General features: G+C 43.7%; 14 protein-coding genes. 9 read left to right on the top strand and 5 right to left on the bottom strand.

Going from position 1 to position 18,331, the window contains the following annotated elements:
* Positions 1-248 precede the first annotated feature (248 nt).
* Both HMPREF0083_RS14150 and HMPREF0083_RS14155 read right to left on the bottom strand, forming a co-directional pair.
* Complete coding sequence (locus HMPREF0083_RS14150) at positions 249-953, bottom strand: polysaccharide deacetylase family protein (protein ID WP_040302843.1); 705 nt, start codon at positions 951-953, stop codon at positions 249-251.
* A gap of 29 nt (positions 954-982) precedes the next feature.
* Complete coding sequence (locus tag HMPREF0083_RS14155; protein ID WP_021622164.1) at positions 983-2,146, bottom strand: MGDG synthase family glycosyltransferase; 1,164 nt, start codon at positions 2,144-2,146, stop codon at positions 983-985.
* A gap of 438 nt (positions 2,147-2,584) precedes the next feature.
* Between HMPREF0083_RS14155 and HMPREF0083_RS14160 the strand changes: the two genes are divergently transcribed.
* Positions 2,585-2,878, top strand: a complete 294-nt coding sequence (locus HMPREF0083_RS14160; protein ID WP_021622165.1) for a DUF2653 family protein — start codon at positions 2,585-2,587, stop codon at positions 2,876-2,878.
* A 57-nt stretch (positions 2,879-2,935) separates the two neighbouring features.
* Here the strand turns inward: HMPREF0083_RS14160 and HMPREF0083_RS14165 are convergent, their stop codons facing one another.
* Both HMPREF0083_RS14165 and HMPREF0083_RS14170 read right to left on the bottom strand, forming a co-directional pair.
* Entirely contained in the window at positions 2,936-4,342 is a 1,407-nt protein-coding gene (locus HMPREF0083_RS14165; protein ID WP_040302845.1) for a sensor histidine kinase, read from the bottom strand.
* Positions 4,343-4,347: 5 nt separating this feature from the next.
* Positions 4,348-5,037 carry a response regulator transcription factor gene (locus HMPREF0083_RS14170; RefSeq protein WP_021622167.1) on the bottom strand — a complete coding sequence of 230 codons (690 nt, stop codon included), beginning with the start codon at positions 5,035-5,037 and terminating at the stop codon, positions 4,348-4,350.
* 172 nt (positions 5,038-5,209) lie between these two features.
* Between HMPREF0083_RS14170 and HMPREF0083_RS14175 the strand changes: the two genes are divergently transcribed.
* The 4 genes from HMPREF0083_RS14175 to HMPREF0083_RS14190 all read left to right on the top strand — a co-directional run bounded on the left by HMPREF0083_RS14175 (position 5,210) and on the right by HMPREF0083_RS14190 (position 13,622).
* Positions 5,210-6,550, top strand: coding sequence for a CDC50/LEM3 family protein (locus HMPREF0083_RS14175; protein ID WP_021622168.1), 1,341 nt, complete (start codon positions 5,210-5,212; stop codon positions 6,548-6,550).
* 26 nt (positions 6,551-6,576) lie between these two features.
* The gene (locus tag HMPREF0083_RS14180; RefSeq protein ID WP_021622169.1) at positions 6,577-9,996 is read left to right on the top strand and encodes a trifunctional glycoside hydrolase family 18/polysaccharide deacetylase/glycosyltransferase family 2 protein; all 3,420 of its coding nucleotides are present in this window, start codon (positions 6,577-6,579) and stop codon (positions 9,994-9,996) included.
* Between the two features lie 164 nt (positions 9,997-10,160).
* A complete protein-coding gene (gene tsaD, locus HMPREF0083_RS14185) occupies positions 10,161-11,222 on the top strand; it encodes a tRNA (adenosine(37)-N6)-threonylcarbamoyltransferase complex transferase subunit TsaD (protein ID WP_021622170.1) in 1,062 nt (353 codons plus the stop codon).
* 210 nt (positions 11,223-11,432) lie between these two features.
* Entirely contained in the window at positions 11,433-13,622 is a 2,190-nt protein-coding gene (locus HMPREF0083_RS14190) for a hypothetical protein (protein ID WP_021622171.1), read from the top strand.
* A gap of 69 nt (positions 13,623-13,691) precedes the next feature.
* Here HMPREF0083_RS14190 and HMPREF0083_RS14195 read toward each other — a convergent pair whose 3' ends face one another.
* Complete coding sequence (locus HMPREF0083_RS14195) at positions 13,692-15,632, bottom strand: ABC transporter ATP-binding protein (protein ID WP_021622172.1); 1,941 nt, start codon at positions 15,630-15,632, stop codon at positions 13,692-13,694.
* Between the two features lie 81 nt (positions 15,633-15,713).
* Between HMPREF0083_RS14195 and HMPREF0083_RS14200 the strand changes: the two genes are divergently transcribed.
* From HMPREF0083_RS14200 to groES, 4 genes are all read left to right on the top strand, one after another.
* Complete coding sequence (locus HMPREF0083_RS14200; protein WP_021622173.1) at positions 15,714-16,304, top strand: 5-formyltetrahydrofolate cyclo-ligase; 591 nt, start codon at positions 15,714-15,716, stop codon at positions 16,302-16,304.
* 109 nt (positions 16,305-16,413) lie between these two features.
* Entirely contained in the window at positions 16,414-16,905 is a 492-nt protein-coding gene (locus HMPREF0083_RS14205) for a MogA/MoaB family molybdenum cofactor biosynthesis protein (protein ID WP_021622174.1), read from the top strand.
* Between the two features lie 64 nt (positions 16,906-16,969).
* Complete coding sequence (gene tatC, locus HMPREF0083_RS14210; RefSeq protein WP_040302846.1) at positions 16,970-17,758, top strand: twin-arginine translocase subunit TatC; 789 nt, start codon at positions 16,970-16,972, stop codon at positions 17,756-17,758.
* 236 nt (positions 17,759-17,994) lie between these two features.
* The gene (gene groES / locus HMPREF0083_RS14215; protein ID WP_040302848.1) at positions 17,995-18,276 is read left to right on the top strand and encodes a co-chaperone GroES; all 282 of its coding nucleotides are present in this window, start codon (positions 17,995-17,997) and stop codon (positions 18,274-18,276) included.
* The last annotated feature ends 55 nt before the right edge of the window (positions 18,277-18,331 follow it).

The raw sequence follows: 18,331 nt of genomic DNA on the forward strand, positions 1-18,331 counted from the left end.
GGCCTTGTTTGTGTCCCGTTGTGGTTGCCTTTTCTTCTTTGAACAATCAACAGGCGTGATAAATTACACTTGATATTTCGACAGAGTAGCGTGGTTGGAAGTAGGAGAATTGGAAAAAGAAGAGATTGGATGCTTTTTTCAACCTTTGATTTTCTCCATCTTTTCCGTACCTCCTACCACGGGAGGATGTCGATTCATCAAGTCAGACGTATATAAAACAGCTGTTTTGTTGCCTCATTACCTTTTTATTAGGCGTGCTTCATTATCTCATCAATCAGAACAAACTTATATGGTTGCTTTGATATAGCCTGTAGCACATCTTCAAGCGCCTCCAGCATATGCATCGGTGCGTCCCGATCCGCACCAAACGTTTCTCCGCTGTCATGAAGAACAATCACACAGCCGTCATGCAGTTGGGTAAGAATTTTCTTGCGTAGTGCGTCCCGGCCAATTCTGCTTCTCCAGTCGCCAACCATGACAGACCATAAAACAAAGGAGAATTTCTGACCAAGGATAAAATCGAAAATGGTAAACAACCCCCATGGCGGTCGATAATGCACGGGCCTTTGGCCTGTAATTTGCTCGATTACATCAGCCGAATAATGAATTTGCTGCCATAGTCTCCACGGATTCATGAACCAGTTCGCCCGGTGAACATAATTATGAATACCAATTAAATGGCCTTCTCTTTGTATGCGCTTGATAATATCAGGATGTTTCTCCGCCTTTGCCCCTACAATAAAAAATGTTGCCTTTATGTTGTGCTTTTTTAACAAATCTAACAGACGCGGTGTATAGTACGGATCTGGTCCATCATCGAATGTAAGAGCTATTTCTTTTCGAAGGCGGCCTTTTCGCAACGCGCCTACTCCTATAATCCGGGTTGCAATCTCAGGAACAACAGCGTATAGCATAATGAAAAAGATTAATACACCTGCCAAAAGTTTTCCCATATTTCTTACACCTGTCTTTCCTCTCTGCTCTAGACGTATATCTCTTGCCATTCGAAGTTTACAGATGAAATAACATCCACCACTTTGGAAGCGGTCCATTTTGAATGCATGCGGCGTGCACTCTCTTTCATTTGTATGAGCAGCTTCGGGTTTTTTAGCACCTGGGCAATATAGAATTGCAGTTCTGCTTCATCTTCTGCATACAAGGCAACTCTGCTGTTTAGCAAAAACTGGGTATTATCCTGTTCCTGCCCTGGAAGCGGCTTGTAGAGAAGCATGGGAAGTTCCAGAGCAATAGCCTCCGCCGTCGTTACGCCTCCTGGTTTAGTAATCATAAAATCGGAGATGGCCATCAATTCGTGAATATAATTTACATACCCGGTGACAAGCACACGTTGTTGCGAGAAATTCAGGTGATTCTCCATTTCCCTCCGCAATTTCTCATTATGGCCGCATACTACGATCAACTGTACCGGCTGGGAAAAAATCTGGGAAGATAAAAGTTCAGACATGCCCTCTCCCATAATGCCGTAGCCCCCACCCATGATGAGAATGGTTGGCAGATCTGGATCAAAATTAAATTTTTTCCGCAAAATGCCCCGGTTATATGCCCTGCAAAATTCCGGACGAACCGGAATGCCCGTTACAGTAATTTGATCATCATTTACTTCAAGTTGATGGAGGGATTTGCGGACAAACTCTGATCCGACAATATACTGATCAGTGAAAGGATGGAGCCAATAACTGTGGTCCGTATGATCAGTAATCACTGTCACAGCAGCTACATTGGTTAGTCCCAATTCCTTTATTTTTGATATCATGCCTGCAGCCAACGGAAACGTACTGATCACAATAGAAGGTTGAAATTCTTGCAAAAGCCTCATCATGCGCCGAATACCGGAATGGTTAAATGATTTTATAAAAATTGAAAAGGGATTAGTCACGCGTGTTTTACGGTAAATATATCCGTAAACAGAAGGGAAATTTTTTACTCCTCCAATAAAAATATTTCTTCCAATCGAATGAAAGTAGGGGTGAATATATTCCATAAAATCCACGATAAGTGTTTCTGCCTCAGGAAGGCGCAGCCGAACCGATTCTTGAATGGCATGAGCGACTTGCTGATGTCCGTCCCCATAATTTCCTGAAAGAATAAGAATTTTTTCTGTACTTACCGTTTTCGTGTTTACCATCTCTTGGACCTCTCAATTAGTCAAGTAGTTGATTAGTCGATATTGTAAACAAAAACCATTAGGGCTATCTAAGAAATTCATTAAAATTCGATGAGAAAATTAAATCCTTCTTAAAGAAAGCTTTCATTAAATTTTAATGGTCTTTTTTTAAAATAAGAAAGCCAATAATGAGAAGAAAGGAAGATGTGCGAATGTACAAAACAGTAATGGCCGTATTCATTGCGGGATTGATGATGCTTTCTCCAGTCTCCGTATTTGCGAAAGGATTCAGCGGTAGTTATCAGGGATTTTCATGATTTGCGGACAAGACACTCGTGACTTCAGTTGTGAGTAATTGACTTACGGGTTTGTTAATTAATATGGTGATTGTTGTTATAGGATTCCTCCTTATTCGGCGTTTACTCTTCAGATAACAAAAATGTAAAGGGATAAATATTTATGAAGCTTTATTTTTCAGAACAAGACATTATTGATTCTTGCTGTGTTTTTGCTGCCAGACAGCACGGCTGCCATCCCGAAGACATGGAGGTTGATCTCCAATTTCATCCTGACCAGGGGGTTCACGCAAATGTTCGCAGCCGTCTTGAGCACGCATGGTTTCATGAACAGGACCTTGTCGATTCCATCGCGTTTTACTTGGTGGAATACCATTGCTTTATTTCTGAACATTTAAAAGTTGATCTTACATTTTCCGAGCCCAATGGTATTGGTGCGGAAATTATCGTAGCATAATGTCAGTGTTTTATTGCGGCGTGTAGAGGGAGATGGAATCATCCCCCTTTCGCCTTCTTAAATTGAGGAGTGAGCGGGCAGCATAATGTGCACCGCTGTCCCTCCTTGAGATGCACGCTGTATCGTAACATGTCCCTGATGTATATCTACGATGGATTTGGCAATAGCAAGTCCTAGCCCGCTTCCTCCTCTTTGACGGCTGCGTGATTTATCCACGCGATAGAAACGTTCAAAGATGAAAGGGAGTTCGTTTTCGTCAATACCAATCCCAGTATCTTCTATAATAATATGAACCCATTCCTCCTTTTTATAAACATTCAATCGTACTTCTCCTTCATCTGTGTATTTGCGGGCATTGTCGAGAAAAATATCGAGCAGACGGCGAATCTTCTCCCGTTCCATTGGAAGAACGAGAGAGTCCTCCCATCGACAAACCAGCCGCAAGTTTGAAGGAAAGGCGGAACGCCAGGCATTCTTTACCTCTTCCAAAAGCGGTGTAAGCTCCTGTACTTCCAAGATTTCTGTAGAGACAGAGCCCTCCTCCATCTTTGCCAGCATTAGCAAATCGTCTACTAGACCGAAAAGCCTTACGCACTCCTGCTTCATGGCTAGTATGGCCTCTTCCCGTACTTCAACTTTATCCTTCCCCCATCTATCCAAAAGCCGGAGATACCCATCAATAATCGTAAGAGGGGTACGAAGTTCATGGGAGGCATCCGATGCGAACTGCTTTTGTTTTGATAATACAGCTTCAATACGATCGAGAAGACTGTTAAACGCTTCGGTAAGCGTTGTAATTTCTTTGGCAGTAGACCGTGGTGACAGCCGGGAAGACAAGTGTGATGCTTCCATTTGATAAATCTCCGTCATTAAACGATTCAGGGGACGAAGACTAAGGCGCGCAAAAAAATATCCTCCTACTCCTGAAATCAAAATCGCGCCAACAGATGTTGTACCGAGAATGAGCAGGAGAATATGAATAAAGTGGTTCAGTGGTTTAGTATCCTCTACCATTTCAAGTCGCAGTGGCGTAGAGAGAGACGGAACGGAAAACGTCCGCTCATCCTGAAGCGCTTTTTTCTGCATAATAAAATACGATTCAGGCGTAAATATTTTTTCAATGTCCCTTGTGACTTCAGGTCTCCACTTAGGCCCTTGTACTGTGATTATTTTTTTTTCGTCTGCTGTAAACAAAGAAACGGACTGATACTCGTTAACAAATTTGCTAAGCACTTGTTGTAAATGTGCATGGTTAAACGCGGAGCGTGAAGTCAAATCGTCCGCTATCTCATTCGTTATAACGTCTACTTTAGACTGAAGGAGCTGATGTTCATGCCGGTAAACAAGCTGCATGGTGGCCCAGTAGACAAACAAGTTCATGAATAATAAAAAGAACACCATAGCAATTGTAAATAAAAATGCTAATCTTGATGTAAGAGAGTGAGGAATCCATTTTTTAATCATGTACATTATCCTTCTGTTTTTCTAATTACATATCCTGTTCCCCGCACGGTTTGAATAATGCTTTCCTGACCGGGCATATCAAGCTTGTTACGCAGATAACGAACATATACGTCGACGATATTTGTTTCCACTGCCGAGTCGTATCCCCACACAAGATCAAGCAGCAAATCCCGAGTCATTACCCGGTTCATATTACGCAGAAGTACAGTCAATAGCTCGTATTCCCGTTTTGTTAGTGCAATGATTTCTCCGTCACGTTTTACAGTTTGCGATTCTGTGTTTACTTCAATATTTTTATGGTTTAGCAGCGAATCGGCTATTTTTTCGGTTTGCTGATCCATCCGACGGAATAGTGCCCGCATTCTTGCCAGCAATTCCTCAATCGCCAGCGGTTTTGTAATATAATCGTCTGCTCCGCTGTCGAGCCCGGAAACTCTGTCAAGCACACTGGTTCGTGCCGTAAGCATAATAATCGGTGTGTGTTTTGTCTGCCGGATACGCCTGCAGACTTCAATTCCGTTCAAACTGGGCAGCATAAGATCAAGTAGAATCATATCCCATTCCTCATTAAGCGCCTTCTCCAACCCGCTTCTCCCGTCATAAGCGGTTCCTACGGAAAATCCTTCGTACTGAAGTTCAAGTTCAATAAAACGCGACAGGTTTTCTTCATCTTCAATAATCAATATCTTCCTCACTACTTTCCCTCCTGGCTATGCAAACAAGCATCAAATAATTAGATAGCAATATTATATTTCTTCGCTTTCCTGCTTCTCATCAAATTTTAATACATCTCTCAGTTAGTTTTTATTTTCCCACCGTATACTTCTTTTTGCATAGAAAAAACGGTAAATAAAGGGGGTAAAAATAATGGGCAAAAAGATAAACTACATAAAGCTGGGTACCGTGTTATTTCTGTTTATTGTTTTAGGCATTGCGATTTTTATAAAAAATGGATTTACCGCACAGCCCATCGCTCAAGTACAAATGCGAGAGTTCCCTTATCCGTATCAAGCTATGCTTTCCATCGCTTCTGACATTGATGGCACGACACCGCATGAATTTGCCCAGTATCACCAGTTCTTGAATACAAAGGAGAACACACCAATGGGCAGGGGGTTAGGGCTTGATATTGGTGATAGCTTCTGGATGTACATGGATACAAACAGCTCCCATCCATACTATGTAGATAATCGAAAGCATATATCAAACGCCATCATGACTTATTTTAACGGCATAGACACAAATAAAAAGAAGGATGCTGGATTAATCAATTACTACTACCGTGCAGGCTGGATTGATTCTATACATGGATATGGCGATTTTTCACGCATTAACCACGGCCAGGGTTTTTGTACAAGAAATCTTGCTGAAGCAGCCTGGAAACATATGAATGAAGATGGCATCCATCCTGATATATGGATTAACCACGGAAATGAGGCGAATCGGCAAAATTTCGGTGCCTATACATCTTTTGGTTTTGCCTCATACCAGGAAGGGGATAACAAACAATCGCCTTATTACCATACTGATCTTATCATCAAAAACGGTGTTCACTTTCTTTGGAATTCAAGAGGGGATTCAGACTTTGGAGAAAAAAGCGCCATCTTCCCGATAAAACTGCGTGATGGAAATAAAATATGGGGATTTCATCGCTATGTGTTCGACCGCACAAAAAAGGGAGTAAATTGGACGTGGGGTCCAAAAGCGTTAGATGTGCAAATTACACCGCAGAGATTAGATAATCTTGTATCTCAAAAAAATTACGCTATTATTGGACAGCATTTTGGCGGCGGAAATGGTGCGTACCCTTTTGATAGAAGTAACATTAAAGCGCTTCGCTTGCTTGCAAGCTACCAGGATAGCGGTCGTATTCTGGTAGCGCGCACAAGCCGACTTCTTCATTACAATGTAGCACACAATTATCTTCATTATGCGATTACAACAGAAGGAGGAAGGACAAAAATTGAGTTAAAATCCATTAACGACCCGCTCTTTGGATCACATCCTGTAACTATACATGAGGTTCGGGGAATTACTTTCTATGTGGACAATCCGAAGAATGTGTATATTTCCCTTAATAATCATTTGGTAAGCTCGAAGGAAATTCAATGCAATCCCCCAGATCAAACCGGAAAGCCAAGTATCGGAATAAAGTGGTTCGCACCAGATACGTTTGATTATACAAAAGTTGTATCACATACATCTTAACATTTTAAGGAGAGGAGGGAGCGGGTATGACGAATGCATGGATACCGCCTATAAGCATCGTGGAAGGTATGCTAGCAGCAGGATTAGCTTACTTAATTTTTGCTTCGCTCTACCAAAGAAAAAACAAGCACAGACGTATCTCAGGAACAAAGCATTTCATTTTTCATGATGATTTTGGCTATCGCTGGTCTTTTTTAAAACGCTTCGGTATTTTGCTCGGCGTTGTCTCCCTGATTGTTTTATGTATATTCGGCCTCAGTCTTAACTCGGATCCGTCCCTTCCAAAACTATCTTTTGAGAAAAACAGCAAATTGAATCTAATTCAGCCGATTATGGAAAAAATAAATGAACACTCTTTAATTAAACAGCTAAAAGAGGAAGAAAAAACGCACCCTACTTTTCAGTTGGATTTTAAACGGCACCACAAAAATAAGGCTATGCAGCAGATGACTCAGAAAGAAGTGTACGGATTTTATGTGAATTGGGATGAAAACAGTAAAAATTCCCTGAAAAAAAACATTCACTTTCTTACAACTGTCATCCCGGAATGGTATCATCTCAATCCTGATACGAGCTTGCACAAGGATATTCAATTTGATGTGCAGCAACTGGCCAAAAATAACAATGTAAAAATCATGCCGCTTGTGAGTAACTTTGCAAACGGGATTTGGGATGCTACACTTGTGCACAACATTATTACTTCTCCTGCGAAAAGACAGGAGTTCATTGAACAGCTGTACAGCGAAGCGAAAAAGAATGATTATTCGGGATTTAATATTGACTTTGAAGCGATTGATAAAAAAGATCAGGATGCGCTCACTGCGTTTATGGGCGAGCTGTACCGAAAGTTTCACGCGAACGGCCTTCAGCTTACAGAAGACGTACCCGCACAGGATGATGCCTTTGATTACGGCGCGCTTGCTAATGTAACAGACCGTATGATTGTCATGCTATACGATGAACATTATCAAAGCGGGAAACCGGGTCCAATCGCCTCCATTTCCTGGTTTGAAAATGCCTTAGAACAGCTTGATATCCCTCCTGAAAAGCTGATTGTTAGTTTGGGAAGCTACGGATATGACTGGATAGAGAATAGCAATCAGTCGGCGGATACAGTAACATTTGGCGATATAATGGAGATGGCGCATAATTCTCGCCTGAATATTCAATGGGATAAAAGAAGTCAAAACCCTTATATGCGATATAAAGAGGGTGAAGACAGCCACATTGTCTGGTTCCTAGATGGGGTTTCTGTATACAATCAACTCAAAATATCTATGGAGAATGGGGCCAGAGGCGTGGCACTGTGGCGCCTTGGTTCAGAGGACCCGACTGTATGGGATGTGCTTAAGCAGCCGGATCATTTCGAATCACAGACCGCATTGCTGCATACGCTCACAAGTTCGGAGCCCGTTCATTATTCTGGTGACGGAGAAGTGCTACAGGTCGTTTCTTCTGAGAAGGAAGGGAAAAGGTACTTTAACGTAACTCAAGATGGAAGTCTTTCGAATGAATCTTACGTCTCTTATCCTGTTCCATTCCAAGTGAATCGATATGGAAAAGCTATGGGCAAACAGGTCGTTCTTACTTTTGATGACGGTCCTGATCCTGAATATACGCCAAAAATATTGGACATTTTAGATCGCTATAAGATAAAAGGTTCGTTCTTCATCGTTGGGGAAAACGCTGAATTAAACCCCGACATTATCAAACGAATCTATCAGAATGGCCATGAGATTGGAAGCCACACCTTCACGCATCCAAACGTTGCCGAAATTTCTCCGATGCGTACAAAGATGGAACTAAACGCAAATCAACGTCTATTCCAGGAAATAACCGGTCATTCAATGACGATGTTCCGTCCGCCTTACGTAGCGGATGCTTCTCCATCCACGCCGGAAGAGTTGCTGCCGATTTTGCGGGCGCAGCAGATGGGTTATACTACGATTGGAGAGTCTATTGACCCGGAAGACTGGCAGAAGCCATCCAGCGATGAAATTATCCGCCGTGTGCTAAAGGAACTGCCAAATGGGAATATCATCCTGCTTCACGATGCAGGCGGCGATCGCACTAACACGATAGAAGCGTTGCCGAAGATTATTGAAACCTTGAAGAGCAAAGGCTATACCTTTACTACGATACACCAATTGCTCGGAAAAAAAGCCGACGAGCTAATGCCGCCTGTTGAATATACGGAAAACCCTTTTATTATATATGATCAAACAGTTTTCACAGCATTTTCGGGATGGCAAAAGGGCATCACCTTCATGCTCTACTTATCCATTAGCGTAGGAATTATCCGTTTTCTTTTTCTTGTTTACTACGCTTCCAGACAGAAAAAAAGATACCTCTCTCTCACTCCGAATAACAGCTTTACTCCTTCGGTTAGCGTAGTCATTGCTGCATATAACGAAGAGAAAGTCATATGTAAAACAATCGATTCGATTTTGCAGAGCGATTATCCGGATTTTGAAGTAATTGTAGTCGATGATGGATCTGTTGATCAGACATCAGCTGTTATTCAGAAAACATTCGGCCAGAATTCGCGTATAAAGCTAATTACGAAAGAAAATGGTGGGAAATCATCTGCTGTTAATCGGGGCTTTATAGAAGCGAGCGGTGAGATTGTTGTTGCGCTTGATGCTGATACGATGATTGCGCCTGACGCCATCGCTTTGCTTACCCGTCACTTTGCCGATCCAAACATTGCAGCTGTTTCGGGAAATGTAAAGGTCGGGAATATCAGAAACTTACTGACTACCTGGCAGCAAGTCGAATATATCACTGGTTTCAACCTGGAAAGAAGGGCATTCGATGAGTTGAACTGCATCGCTGTCGTTCCGGGAGCTATTGGTGCGTGGCGCAAAGAGGCAGTGGCCGAAGCAGGCTATCTTAAAGAGGATACGCTGGCGGAGGATACGGATATTACACTAACGCTCCTTCAAAAAGGTTATCGTATTATGTATGAGGAACAGGCGTATGCCTATACTGAAGCGCCGGAAGATGTCTTAAGCCTGCTAAAGCAGCGCTACCGTTGGACATACGGAACGCTTCAATGCTTATGGAAGCACCGCAGGGCGCTGTTCAACCGCAAGCATAAATCGCTTGGCTTTGTAGGCTTGCCTAATATGTGGCTTTTCCAATACATTTTCCAAACAATTTCCCCGATAGCTGATATTCTTTTCATTATGGGATTGTTTGGGATTCAACCGGGAAAAACGCTAGTATTCTACGGCCTATTTTTCCTTATTGACTTCCTTGCCTCCTTCTATGCGTTCCGGCTGGAAGGAGAGAATCCGAAGCCGTTGCTCTGGCTGTTCCTGCAGCGTATTATTTATCGTCAATTCATGACCTACATTGTGATCAAATCCATTGTGTCTGCCCTTAAAGGCATCACAGTTGGATGGAACAAACTCCAGCGTTTGGGTAATGTTATAAATAAATAATGCAGGAAATAGCCATGTGCCGCTGTAATTATGGGTGTTTGGTATTACTAATCCTAAATAAACTTACGTTTTTGTAAAAGGTGTGTACGTATTCATGATAAGAACTGTAGTACAATGTTTGTAGTGTAAATTGATATAGAATTTCAAGACGTGGGTGAAATAAAATGACGAACAATTGGAAACAAAAGGCGTATCAACGGCGTGAAGAAGCGCTTGCTGCAAATAAGCCGATACGTATTCTCGGAATTGAGACGAGCTGTGATGAGACGTCTGCTGCTGTTGTCGAAAATGGTACCATTATTCTCTCTAACATAATCTCTTCACAAATCGAAAGCCATAAACGATTCGGAGGAGTTGTGCCTGAAGTGGCTTCACGGCATCATGTAGAGAATATTACGGTGATCATCGAGCAGGCATTACGGGAAGCGGATTGTACATTCGATGATATTGATGCTATTGCGGTAACATATGGACCCGGATTGGTCGGGGCACTCCTTGTAGGTGTGGCGGCCGCCAAAGCAATTTCATTTGCGCGCGGTATTCCGCTTATCGGTGTGCATCATATTGCAGGCCATATTTATGCCAACCGATTTGTAAAAGAGCTTGAGTTTCCGCTAGTAGCGCTTGTAGTATCGGGGGGACATACGGAACTTGTTTATATGAAGGAACATGGAACATATGAGATTATCGGGCAGACAAGGGACGATGCGGTAGGTGAAGCATACGATAAAGTGGCACGCTCGCTTGGTCTTCCATATCCAGGAGGGCCTCATATTGATAGGCTTGCACATGAGGGGGTACCTTCTATCCCGCTGCCGCGTGCCTGGCTTGAAGGAACGTATGATTTCAGCTTTAGCGGCCTGAAATCTGCGGTACTCAATACATTGCATAATGCGGCACAACGCGGGGAGACGATTGAACCGCAAACGCTTGCTGCCAGCTTTCAAGATTCGGTAGTGGAAGTGCTTGTGGATAAGTCGTTCAACCTCATTCGGGAGCGTCCGGTAAAGCAGCTGTTGTTGGCCGGAGGTGTAGCGGCTAATAGAGGGCTTCGCAGTGCGTTAGCCGAGCGAGCAGAGAGGGAAGGTGTAGAGTTAATCATCCCTCCGTTATCATTGTGTACGGATAACGCTGCAATGATTGCAGGCGTAGGTTACATCGAATATAAAAAAGGTAAGCTGGCAGATATGTCGTTAAACGGCATTCCTGGTTTGCCGCTTCAATAAAAGGGCAACCCTATAAAAGGGTTGCTTTTTTGTTAGAATAAGCCGTATTTTGTCAAATTAAGTAGAATAATGTTGAATAATATGCTGAATAACATTATCCACAGCATTGTGGATAATGTGGATGAAATAGTGGATAACCTGATATATAAGTATTTTGAAAGCTAAAAAATGTGAATAGATGTGTGGATATGTGGAAAAGGAGGAGGCTGATTGAAAAAAAAGGCGATTTTTGCTGTTGGATTCTGCGGCGTGTTTTTATCCGCTTTTTTGTTATTTACCACAGCAATCCTTGCACAAAACCATCCTTCTGTTATCGTTCTGCTAGTCCCGCAGTTAACCCGTGAAGATATCCACATGATATACAAGAGCACCGCAGTTCCTTTGTTGAAGCAGGCATCGATTGGTGAGCTGAATATACGGACAGCTATTTCTCTAAAAGATATCCACAATATAACGACAATAAGCGCAGGAGCTCGTGCGGCAGGCAACGAATGGAGCCGATACGCGTACAGAAGCGGCGAGAAGCGCGCAGAATTAGTGCCACTCTACTACCTTCATACAGGAGAAGTGCTACACAGCTTGCGGAATGGAACCATTCTTTTGCCGTATATTCCCGTTCTTATGGAAAGTAATGAACGGAGGAATACAGGAGCGATTCCTGGTTTATTAGGAGAGACATTAGAACAGCATGGAGTTGGACGGGCTATTATCGGAAATAGTGATACAGGAAGCAAGCCTAGCCGTTTGGGTGGACTGCTGACGATGAATCGAAAAGGCATCACCCCACAAGGATGGATAGGTGAAGAAACGCTTATTCATACGTCGCTCTTTCCAGGCGGAAGAAAAACGGATTACTCGTTTTTGACATATCATATTCAAAATTGGAAAGCAGAGGGAAACGGGCTTATCGTAGCAGAATTGGGAGATTTGGAACGCCTTGCAAGGCACAAAAATTCATTGGGCACTAAAAGGTACATGGAATTGCGTCAACAGGTAGTGAAGGAGATCGTAACATTTGCTGGAGAACTGGCCCTGAAAAGGGAAAATAATCAGCGCATCCTTTTATTGTCGGCTTCGCTTCCGGATAGTGATATTGCCGATAAGAAGCGCATGGCGCCTGTTATGCTATGGGAAAATGGAGAAAATGGCGGGGTGTTAACTTCCGGAACAACCCGTCAACCCGGGCTTGCCGCCAATATTGACATTGCACCCTCCATCCTTGCCTGGCTAAAAGTTCCGTTGCCTTCTGCGATGAAAGGACAGCCTTTGACGGTAGATCATACATTTTCGCATGAGTGGTTCTGGGAGACTGCAGGGGCGATAGACTATATTTATGCGACCCGCCCTGCGGTGCTGTATCCGTATGTAGGCGTAACAATTGCGGTTATTGTCCTTTCTGTTCTGATATTGTTCTTCGGGGAGCGAAATGAACAAATCCGCAGGATGCTTTCTTATATCTTGCTGTTCGTGCTGCTCATTCCATTTTTCTTGCTGTTGCTTCCGTTGCTGCCGGGTTCCCCATCCCCTGTTATCATTGCGCTGCTATTAAGTACTATAGGCATGGGGATTTCGCTTATGTTGTACCGACTGCCATTTGCTGTTTGTTTTTTGGGAATTGGGCTGGTTAGCTGGCTTCCGCCGCTCTTAGATGGATTTATAGGCGGAGAGCTTATTCGCCGTTCTTATCTAGGGTATGATCCGGTAATCGGTGCGCGTTATTACGGTATTGGCAATGAATATATGGGTGTACTGCTTGGCGGTTCAATGTTGAGCGTGGCTATGTCTGGAGAATTATGTAAGAAAAATGCGGCACGCTATGTACCTCTGCTGCTAATCGGCATTTGTCTGGTCATTGTGCTTTATATGGCTTGGCCGCGGGGAGGTAGTAAGGCAGGGGGCATCCTTGTATTTCTGGCTGTGCTTTTGTACGGTATACCTGTATTTTCCGGGAGCGTTTGGCGAAAGCGGTATATTGTAGCTTTGCTGGTAACGCTGGTAGCGGTGGCCGGTTTGTTTTTTGTGGTGAACTATCAGATGGCTGGTGAACAGCAATCGCATATCGGCCGCGCATTCATTGAAGTAATGACGGGAAATTGGCCTGAAATCGGCCGCATTATGGAGCGTAAGCTGACGATGAATTGGCGACTTATCCTTGCTTCGATATGGAGCAAGCTGTTTATTGTTAGCTTGCTCGTTTGTTTGCTGTTCATCTATTATAAGAACGCACAGGTACGAAACGTTACAAGGCAGTATCCGTATTTTACAGCGGGAATAAAAACGATTTCTTTTGGTGCGCTGATAGCGCTGCTATTGAACGATTCGGGCATCATTGCTGCTTCTTTGGCAATGCTGTATGCATTGATTCCCCTGTTGTACAGGATGATGGGTACTAAAAAATAGGAGAAGCTTGTGCCCTTAATTATTAAAAAAGTCCGGCCTGTACGGCTGGACTTTTTGGTATTCCTAAGGTTATTCCTGAAGCTCTGTCCATTCTTCTAGACAGTTCTCCAGTTCTGCTTTCTTTGCTTCCAGTTCTTCGTTGAATGCCAATGCCTTCGCGTGGTCCTGAAATATTTCAGGTTTGCACAAATCTTCTTCCAGGCAGGAGATCGACTCTTCCAACGTTCCAATTCGCTCTTCCAGCTCTTCAATCCGTCGTTGGCGTTGACGTTCCGCTTTTTTGGCTTCTTTATCCTGACGAAACTTCTCCTTGTTGGAAGAGGATGTATCGCTTTGTTTTTCCTCCACTTCGGACTGTATAGCTGGTGCCAGGGCCGCGGATTGCAGTTCCTGAAGCTCTTCTTTCTTCTCGATATAATAGTCGTAGTTTCCGAGATAGGAAATGACGCCATTTGGTGTTAGCTCAAGCACACGTGTCGCAATTTTATTCAGGAAGTAGCGGTCATGCGAAACGAATAGGATCGTACCCGGATAATCTTCCAATGCTTCTTCAAGAATTTCCTTGCTGAATAGGTCCAGGTGGTTGGTCGGCTCGTCAAGAATCAACAGGTTCGCTTTCTGCAACATAAGTTTGGCCAGCGAGACGCGGGCACGTTCCCCGCCGCTCAGCTCTCCGATCTTCTTTAGTACATCATCGCCGCTGAATAGAAAATTGCCGAGTACAGTGCGTACATCCTTTTCCTGCATTGTTGGATATTCATCCCATAGTTCATGTAGTACTTGCTTGGTAGGATTTAAATTCTCCTGTTCCTGCTCATAAAAGCTAGGCATAACATTGCTACCATAGGTAATGGTGCCAGATAAGGGGGAGATTCGGTTTACAATTGTTTTTAGCAGAGTCGATTTACCGAGACCATTCGGACCAAGCAATGCTACGCGTTCTCCGCGGGTAATCTCAAAGTTCAGATGTCGGGCCAGCGGTTCATTTTCATATCCGATGCTTATATCTTGCAGCGTCAGTACCTGGTTTCCGCTTACTTTAGTAATATCGAACGAGAACTGCGCTTTTTTCAAGTCGCCGAGCGGCCTATCCATTACATCCATTCGCTCCAGCATTTTACGGCGGCTTTGTGCGCGCTTTGTCGTAGATGCACGGGCGATGTTGCGTTGCACAAATTCTTCGATACGAGAGATTTCGGCTTGCTGTTTCTCGTATTGCTTGATTTGTTGCTGTACCCGTTCACCTTTCTGAATAAGATAGTCTGTGTAATTTCCGACATAGCGTGTAACATGTGTACGTTCCAGTTCATACACAATATTGACGAGCGAGTCGAGAAAGAAGCGGTCATGCGAGACGACCAGCAGGGCACCGGGATAATTCAGCAGGTACTTCTCCAGCCAGCCGAGCGTTTCGATATCAAGATAGTTGGTCGGCTCATCGAGGATAAGCACATCCGGTTCCATCAATAGTAGCTTGGCGAGAGCGAGTCGGGTTTTCTGTCCACCGCTGAGCTGATCGATCGGTGTATCGTAATTCTCGGGAAAGAAACGCATACCGTGCAGAACAGAACGTGTCAACGCTTCATATTGATATCCACCCTCCTGCTTGAATTGCTCGACAAGATGGGAGTAGGTGTTCAGCAGCTTTTCATGCTGGGTTTCATTTGCGATGATGGCAGGGTCTGCAATTTGATCCTCCATTCGGCGAAGTTCTGCTTCTTGCTCTTTGAAATGGCTGAATACAGTCATCATCTCATTCCAGATGGTACGATCCGTATCCAGACCGCTATCTTGCGCCAGATAGCCAAGTGTAGTATTCTTCGCCTTCTGTATTTCTCCTCCATCAGGTAGAATTTGACCTGTAATGATTTTGAGTAGCGTAGATTTACCGGCCCCGTTTACGCCGACCAGGCCCACTCTTTCCCTGGATTGCAACACCATATTAATATTGGTAAGCACAGGATTCGCGCTGAATGATTTGCTTATATTTAATGCTTGCAGTAAGATCATAAATTATTCACCTCTATAGTTCGTCCACTGCTAGTGTATCGTAAAACGCAGGGGTTAGAAAGCTGATGAAGGGAGAAAAACATGAACGTCGAGGAACGGAAAGAAAGTAAACGCTTGCTGCGCCGGCAAATTATCAAGCAAAGAGCAGACATCGTTTCACATGAACGAGATATTCGTTCAGAAGAAGCGACACGGCGCCTGCTTGCCGTGCCGGAGGTGGAAGCGGCGCAGCGTTTGTTTGTCTTCCTTTCGTTCGGTGAGGAAGTGTGCCTGGATCGTTTTATTGCCGAGTGTGACAGGTTGGGCAAAAGCGTATATGTACCTAAAACCTATGTGAAGGACAGGCAGATGATTCCGTATCGTTTTACAGGGTGGGATACGTTTATCGAAGGGGCGTATGGCATCCGCGAACCGGACGAAGCAAAAAGCGAGCCCTGGCACGGTGAACCGTTCGATGTTATTCTCGTTCCTGGTGTGGCGTTTACTGAGCAGGGAGAGCGTCTTGGCTATGGGGGCGGTTTTTACGATCGTTTTTTTGCCGGGCTTCCGAATGTACCACCGCTTGTCGCTGTTTGTTACGAGATGCAGGTTGTTCCATTTCTGTCTGTTGAGGAACATGATCGGAAGATGGATAAAATTGTAACAGAGAGCAGAGTGATTACGTGTTCATGATTTTGCCACTGTATTGATGTGTAAAAATCGACACAACAGTGACAGGTTATAGTACAATATAATTAGGCTTTTATTGAATTTTATTAGTGAATAACGGAGGGTTACCTGAATGTGGAAAATTGGGGTCGTCACTTCAAGCAACTCGGTGTATCGCAAGGAGCGGGAGAATGACTGCTTTCCAAAGCTAGAAACGTTGCTGAAACATAATTTTAACGTAGCTGTTGCGTATCATCGTGTGTCGCCTGATAATATAGAGATGCTGAAAGAGAACATGATTGAGCTGATTGATCGTGAGAAGGTAGACTTATTAATCACGATTGGCGGTACAGGATTGAGTCCGGAAGATGTAACGCCGGAAGCGACAGAGTTAGTTATTGATCGCTATGTTCCAGGGTTGGCAGAAGAGATGCGTCGTTGTTCTATGCAGCATTCACGTAAGGTGCTGCTAACGCGTGCGATCGTGGGCACACGCGGCAATGCTCTCGTCATTAATCTGCCGGGCAGTCTTCCGAGTATGGAATGGTGTTTTGTGGCGATTGCCGATCAGATTTCTTCGGCGTTGTCTATTGTTCAAGGAACGAACGAGAACGTAAATATTTGAGTGAATAACGATTGTATAGCCGATTTGCAAAAGCTGTGTGTTTAAGAGAGGATTTGAACAGCGCATGAGCACTCAAAATCAAGAGATGCGACTTGTGGAGCACTTAGGTGAGCTCCGGCGCCGCCTAATATGGGTAGCGGTCATTTTTATCGTTGCATTTATCGGCGGTTTTGCGTATGCGGAGCCGGTGGTCCGTTATTTTAAGAAGGATGCAGGTATTCAATGGCATGTATTTGGCATTGCGGACGGACTGCGTGTGTATATGCAGTTCTCGTTTGTTATTGCCCTCGTTATTACGCTGCCTTTTATATTGTATCATCTATGGCGCTTTATCTCTCCGGGCCTTCGCCCACATGAGCGGAAAGCGGCCGGAATTTTTATCGCTCCGGCATTCCTGCTGTTTGTAACTGGACTTGCCGTCGGATATTATCTTGTGTTTCCGATGATCATTATGTTCATGATAAAATTCTCAAAAACATTGGGTGTAGTAGAGACATTTGGTCTGGCGCAGTATTTTGGTTTTATGTTTAACATTGTGATTCCGCTGGCGCTGTTGTTTGAGCTTCCTATTATTGTGATGTTTTTGACGCGCCTGCGCATTCTGAATCCGATGCGAATGAAGAAAATGCGCGGCTATTCTTATCTGGCGCTTGTTATCGTGGCGTCGCTTATCTCACCACCTGATTTTGTTAGTCATTTGAGCGTGTTTTTACCGTTGGTGATTTTATATGAGATTAGCGTCTTAATTTCCCGCTTCGTTTATCGGAAGCAGTTGAAGGAGGACGCAGCTTGGCAACAGGAGTTCTATGGTGAGAAAGAGGAAGACGCCGTACTGCATGTTGATAGAGAATAGATAAAAAAAGGAATCAGAGAGCCGTGCCCTTCGGCTCTTTTTTTTATGGGTAATCAACAGGTGTGCTTTCTATATTAAAGAATAATTCCTAGTAAAAGTGGTCAGAATGGAAAAGGAAATTTTTTTTGTAACCCGGGGCTTGCAAAAAGGAAATAAAATATATATTATAATAATTGTGTTAGCACTCAGTGAGGTTGAGTGCTAACAAGACATTTAATTTAGGGAGGTTGTTTTCAGTGTTAAAGCCATTGGGTGATCGTGTGATTATCGAACCTATCGCAAAAGAAGAAACAACTGCTAGCGGAATCGTACTTCCGGAAACAGCGAAAGAAAAGCCGCAGGAAGGCAAAGTAGTTGCTGTAGGAAACGGACGCATTGAGAACGGTGAGCGTATTGCGCTTGAAGTTCAAGAAGGCAACCGCGTGATTTACTCTAAATACGCTGGCACAGAAGTGAAATACAGCGATAAAGAACTTCTAATCATGCGTGAAAGCGATATTCTTGCAATTGTTGAGTAATCACTGAGAACGGCATTTTGATATACGATTTTTCACCGTTCAGGTAACGTATAGA

The organism is Aneurinibacillus aneurinilyticus ATCC 12856 (assembly GCF_000466385.1).
Taxonomy (GTDB): domain Bacteria; phylum Bacillota; class Bacilli; order Aneurinibacillales; family Aneurinibacillaceae; genus Aneurinibacillus; species Aneurinibacillus aneurinilyticus.

Coding starts and splice junctions, on each gene's coding strand:
- HMPREF0083_RS14150 (WP_040302843.1), bottom strand. CDS start 953: ATGGGAAAACTTTTGGCAGGTGTATTAATCTTTTTCATTATGCTATAC.
- HMPREF0083_RS14155 (WP_021622164.1), bottom strand. CDS start 2,146: ATGGTAAACACGAAAACGGTAAGTACAGAAAAAATTCTTATTCTTTCA.
- HMPREF0083_RS14160 (WP_021622165.1), top strand. CDS start 2,585: ATGAAGCTTTATTTTTCAGAACAAGACATTATTGATTCTTGCTGTGTT.
- HMPREF0083_RS14165 (WP_040302845.1), bottom strand. CDS start 4,342: ATGATTAAAAAATGGATTCCTCACTCTCTTACATCAAGATTAGCATTT.
- HMPREF0083_RS14175 (WP_021622168.1), top strand. CDS start 5,210: ATGGGCAAAAAGATAAACTACATAAAGCTGGGTACCGTGTTATTTCTG.
- HMPREF0083_RS14180 (WP_021622169.1), top strand. CDS start 6,577: ATGACGAATGCATGGATACCGCCTATAAGCATCGTGGAAGGTATGCTA.
- tsaD (WP_021622170.1), top strand. CDS start 10,161: ATGACGAACAATTGGAAACAAAAGGCGTATCAACGGCGTGAAGAAGCG.
- HMPREF0083_RS14195 (WP_021622172.1), bottom strand. CDS start 15,632: ATGATCTTACTGCAAGCATTAAATATAAGCAAATCATTCAGCGCGAAT.
- HMPREF0083_RS14200 (WP_021622173.1), top strand. CDS start 15,714: ATGAACGTCGAGGAACGGAAAGAAAGTAAACGCTTGCTGCGCCGGCAA.
- HMPREF0083_RS14205 (WP_021622174.1), top strand. CDS start 16,414: ATGTGGAAAATTGGGGTCGTCACTTCAAGCAACTCGGTGTATCGCAAG.
- tatC (WP_040302846.1), top strand. CDS start 16,970: ATGAGCACTCAAAATCAAGAGATGCGACTTGTGGAGCACTTAGGTGAG.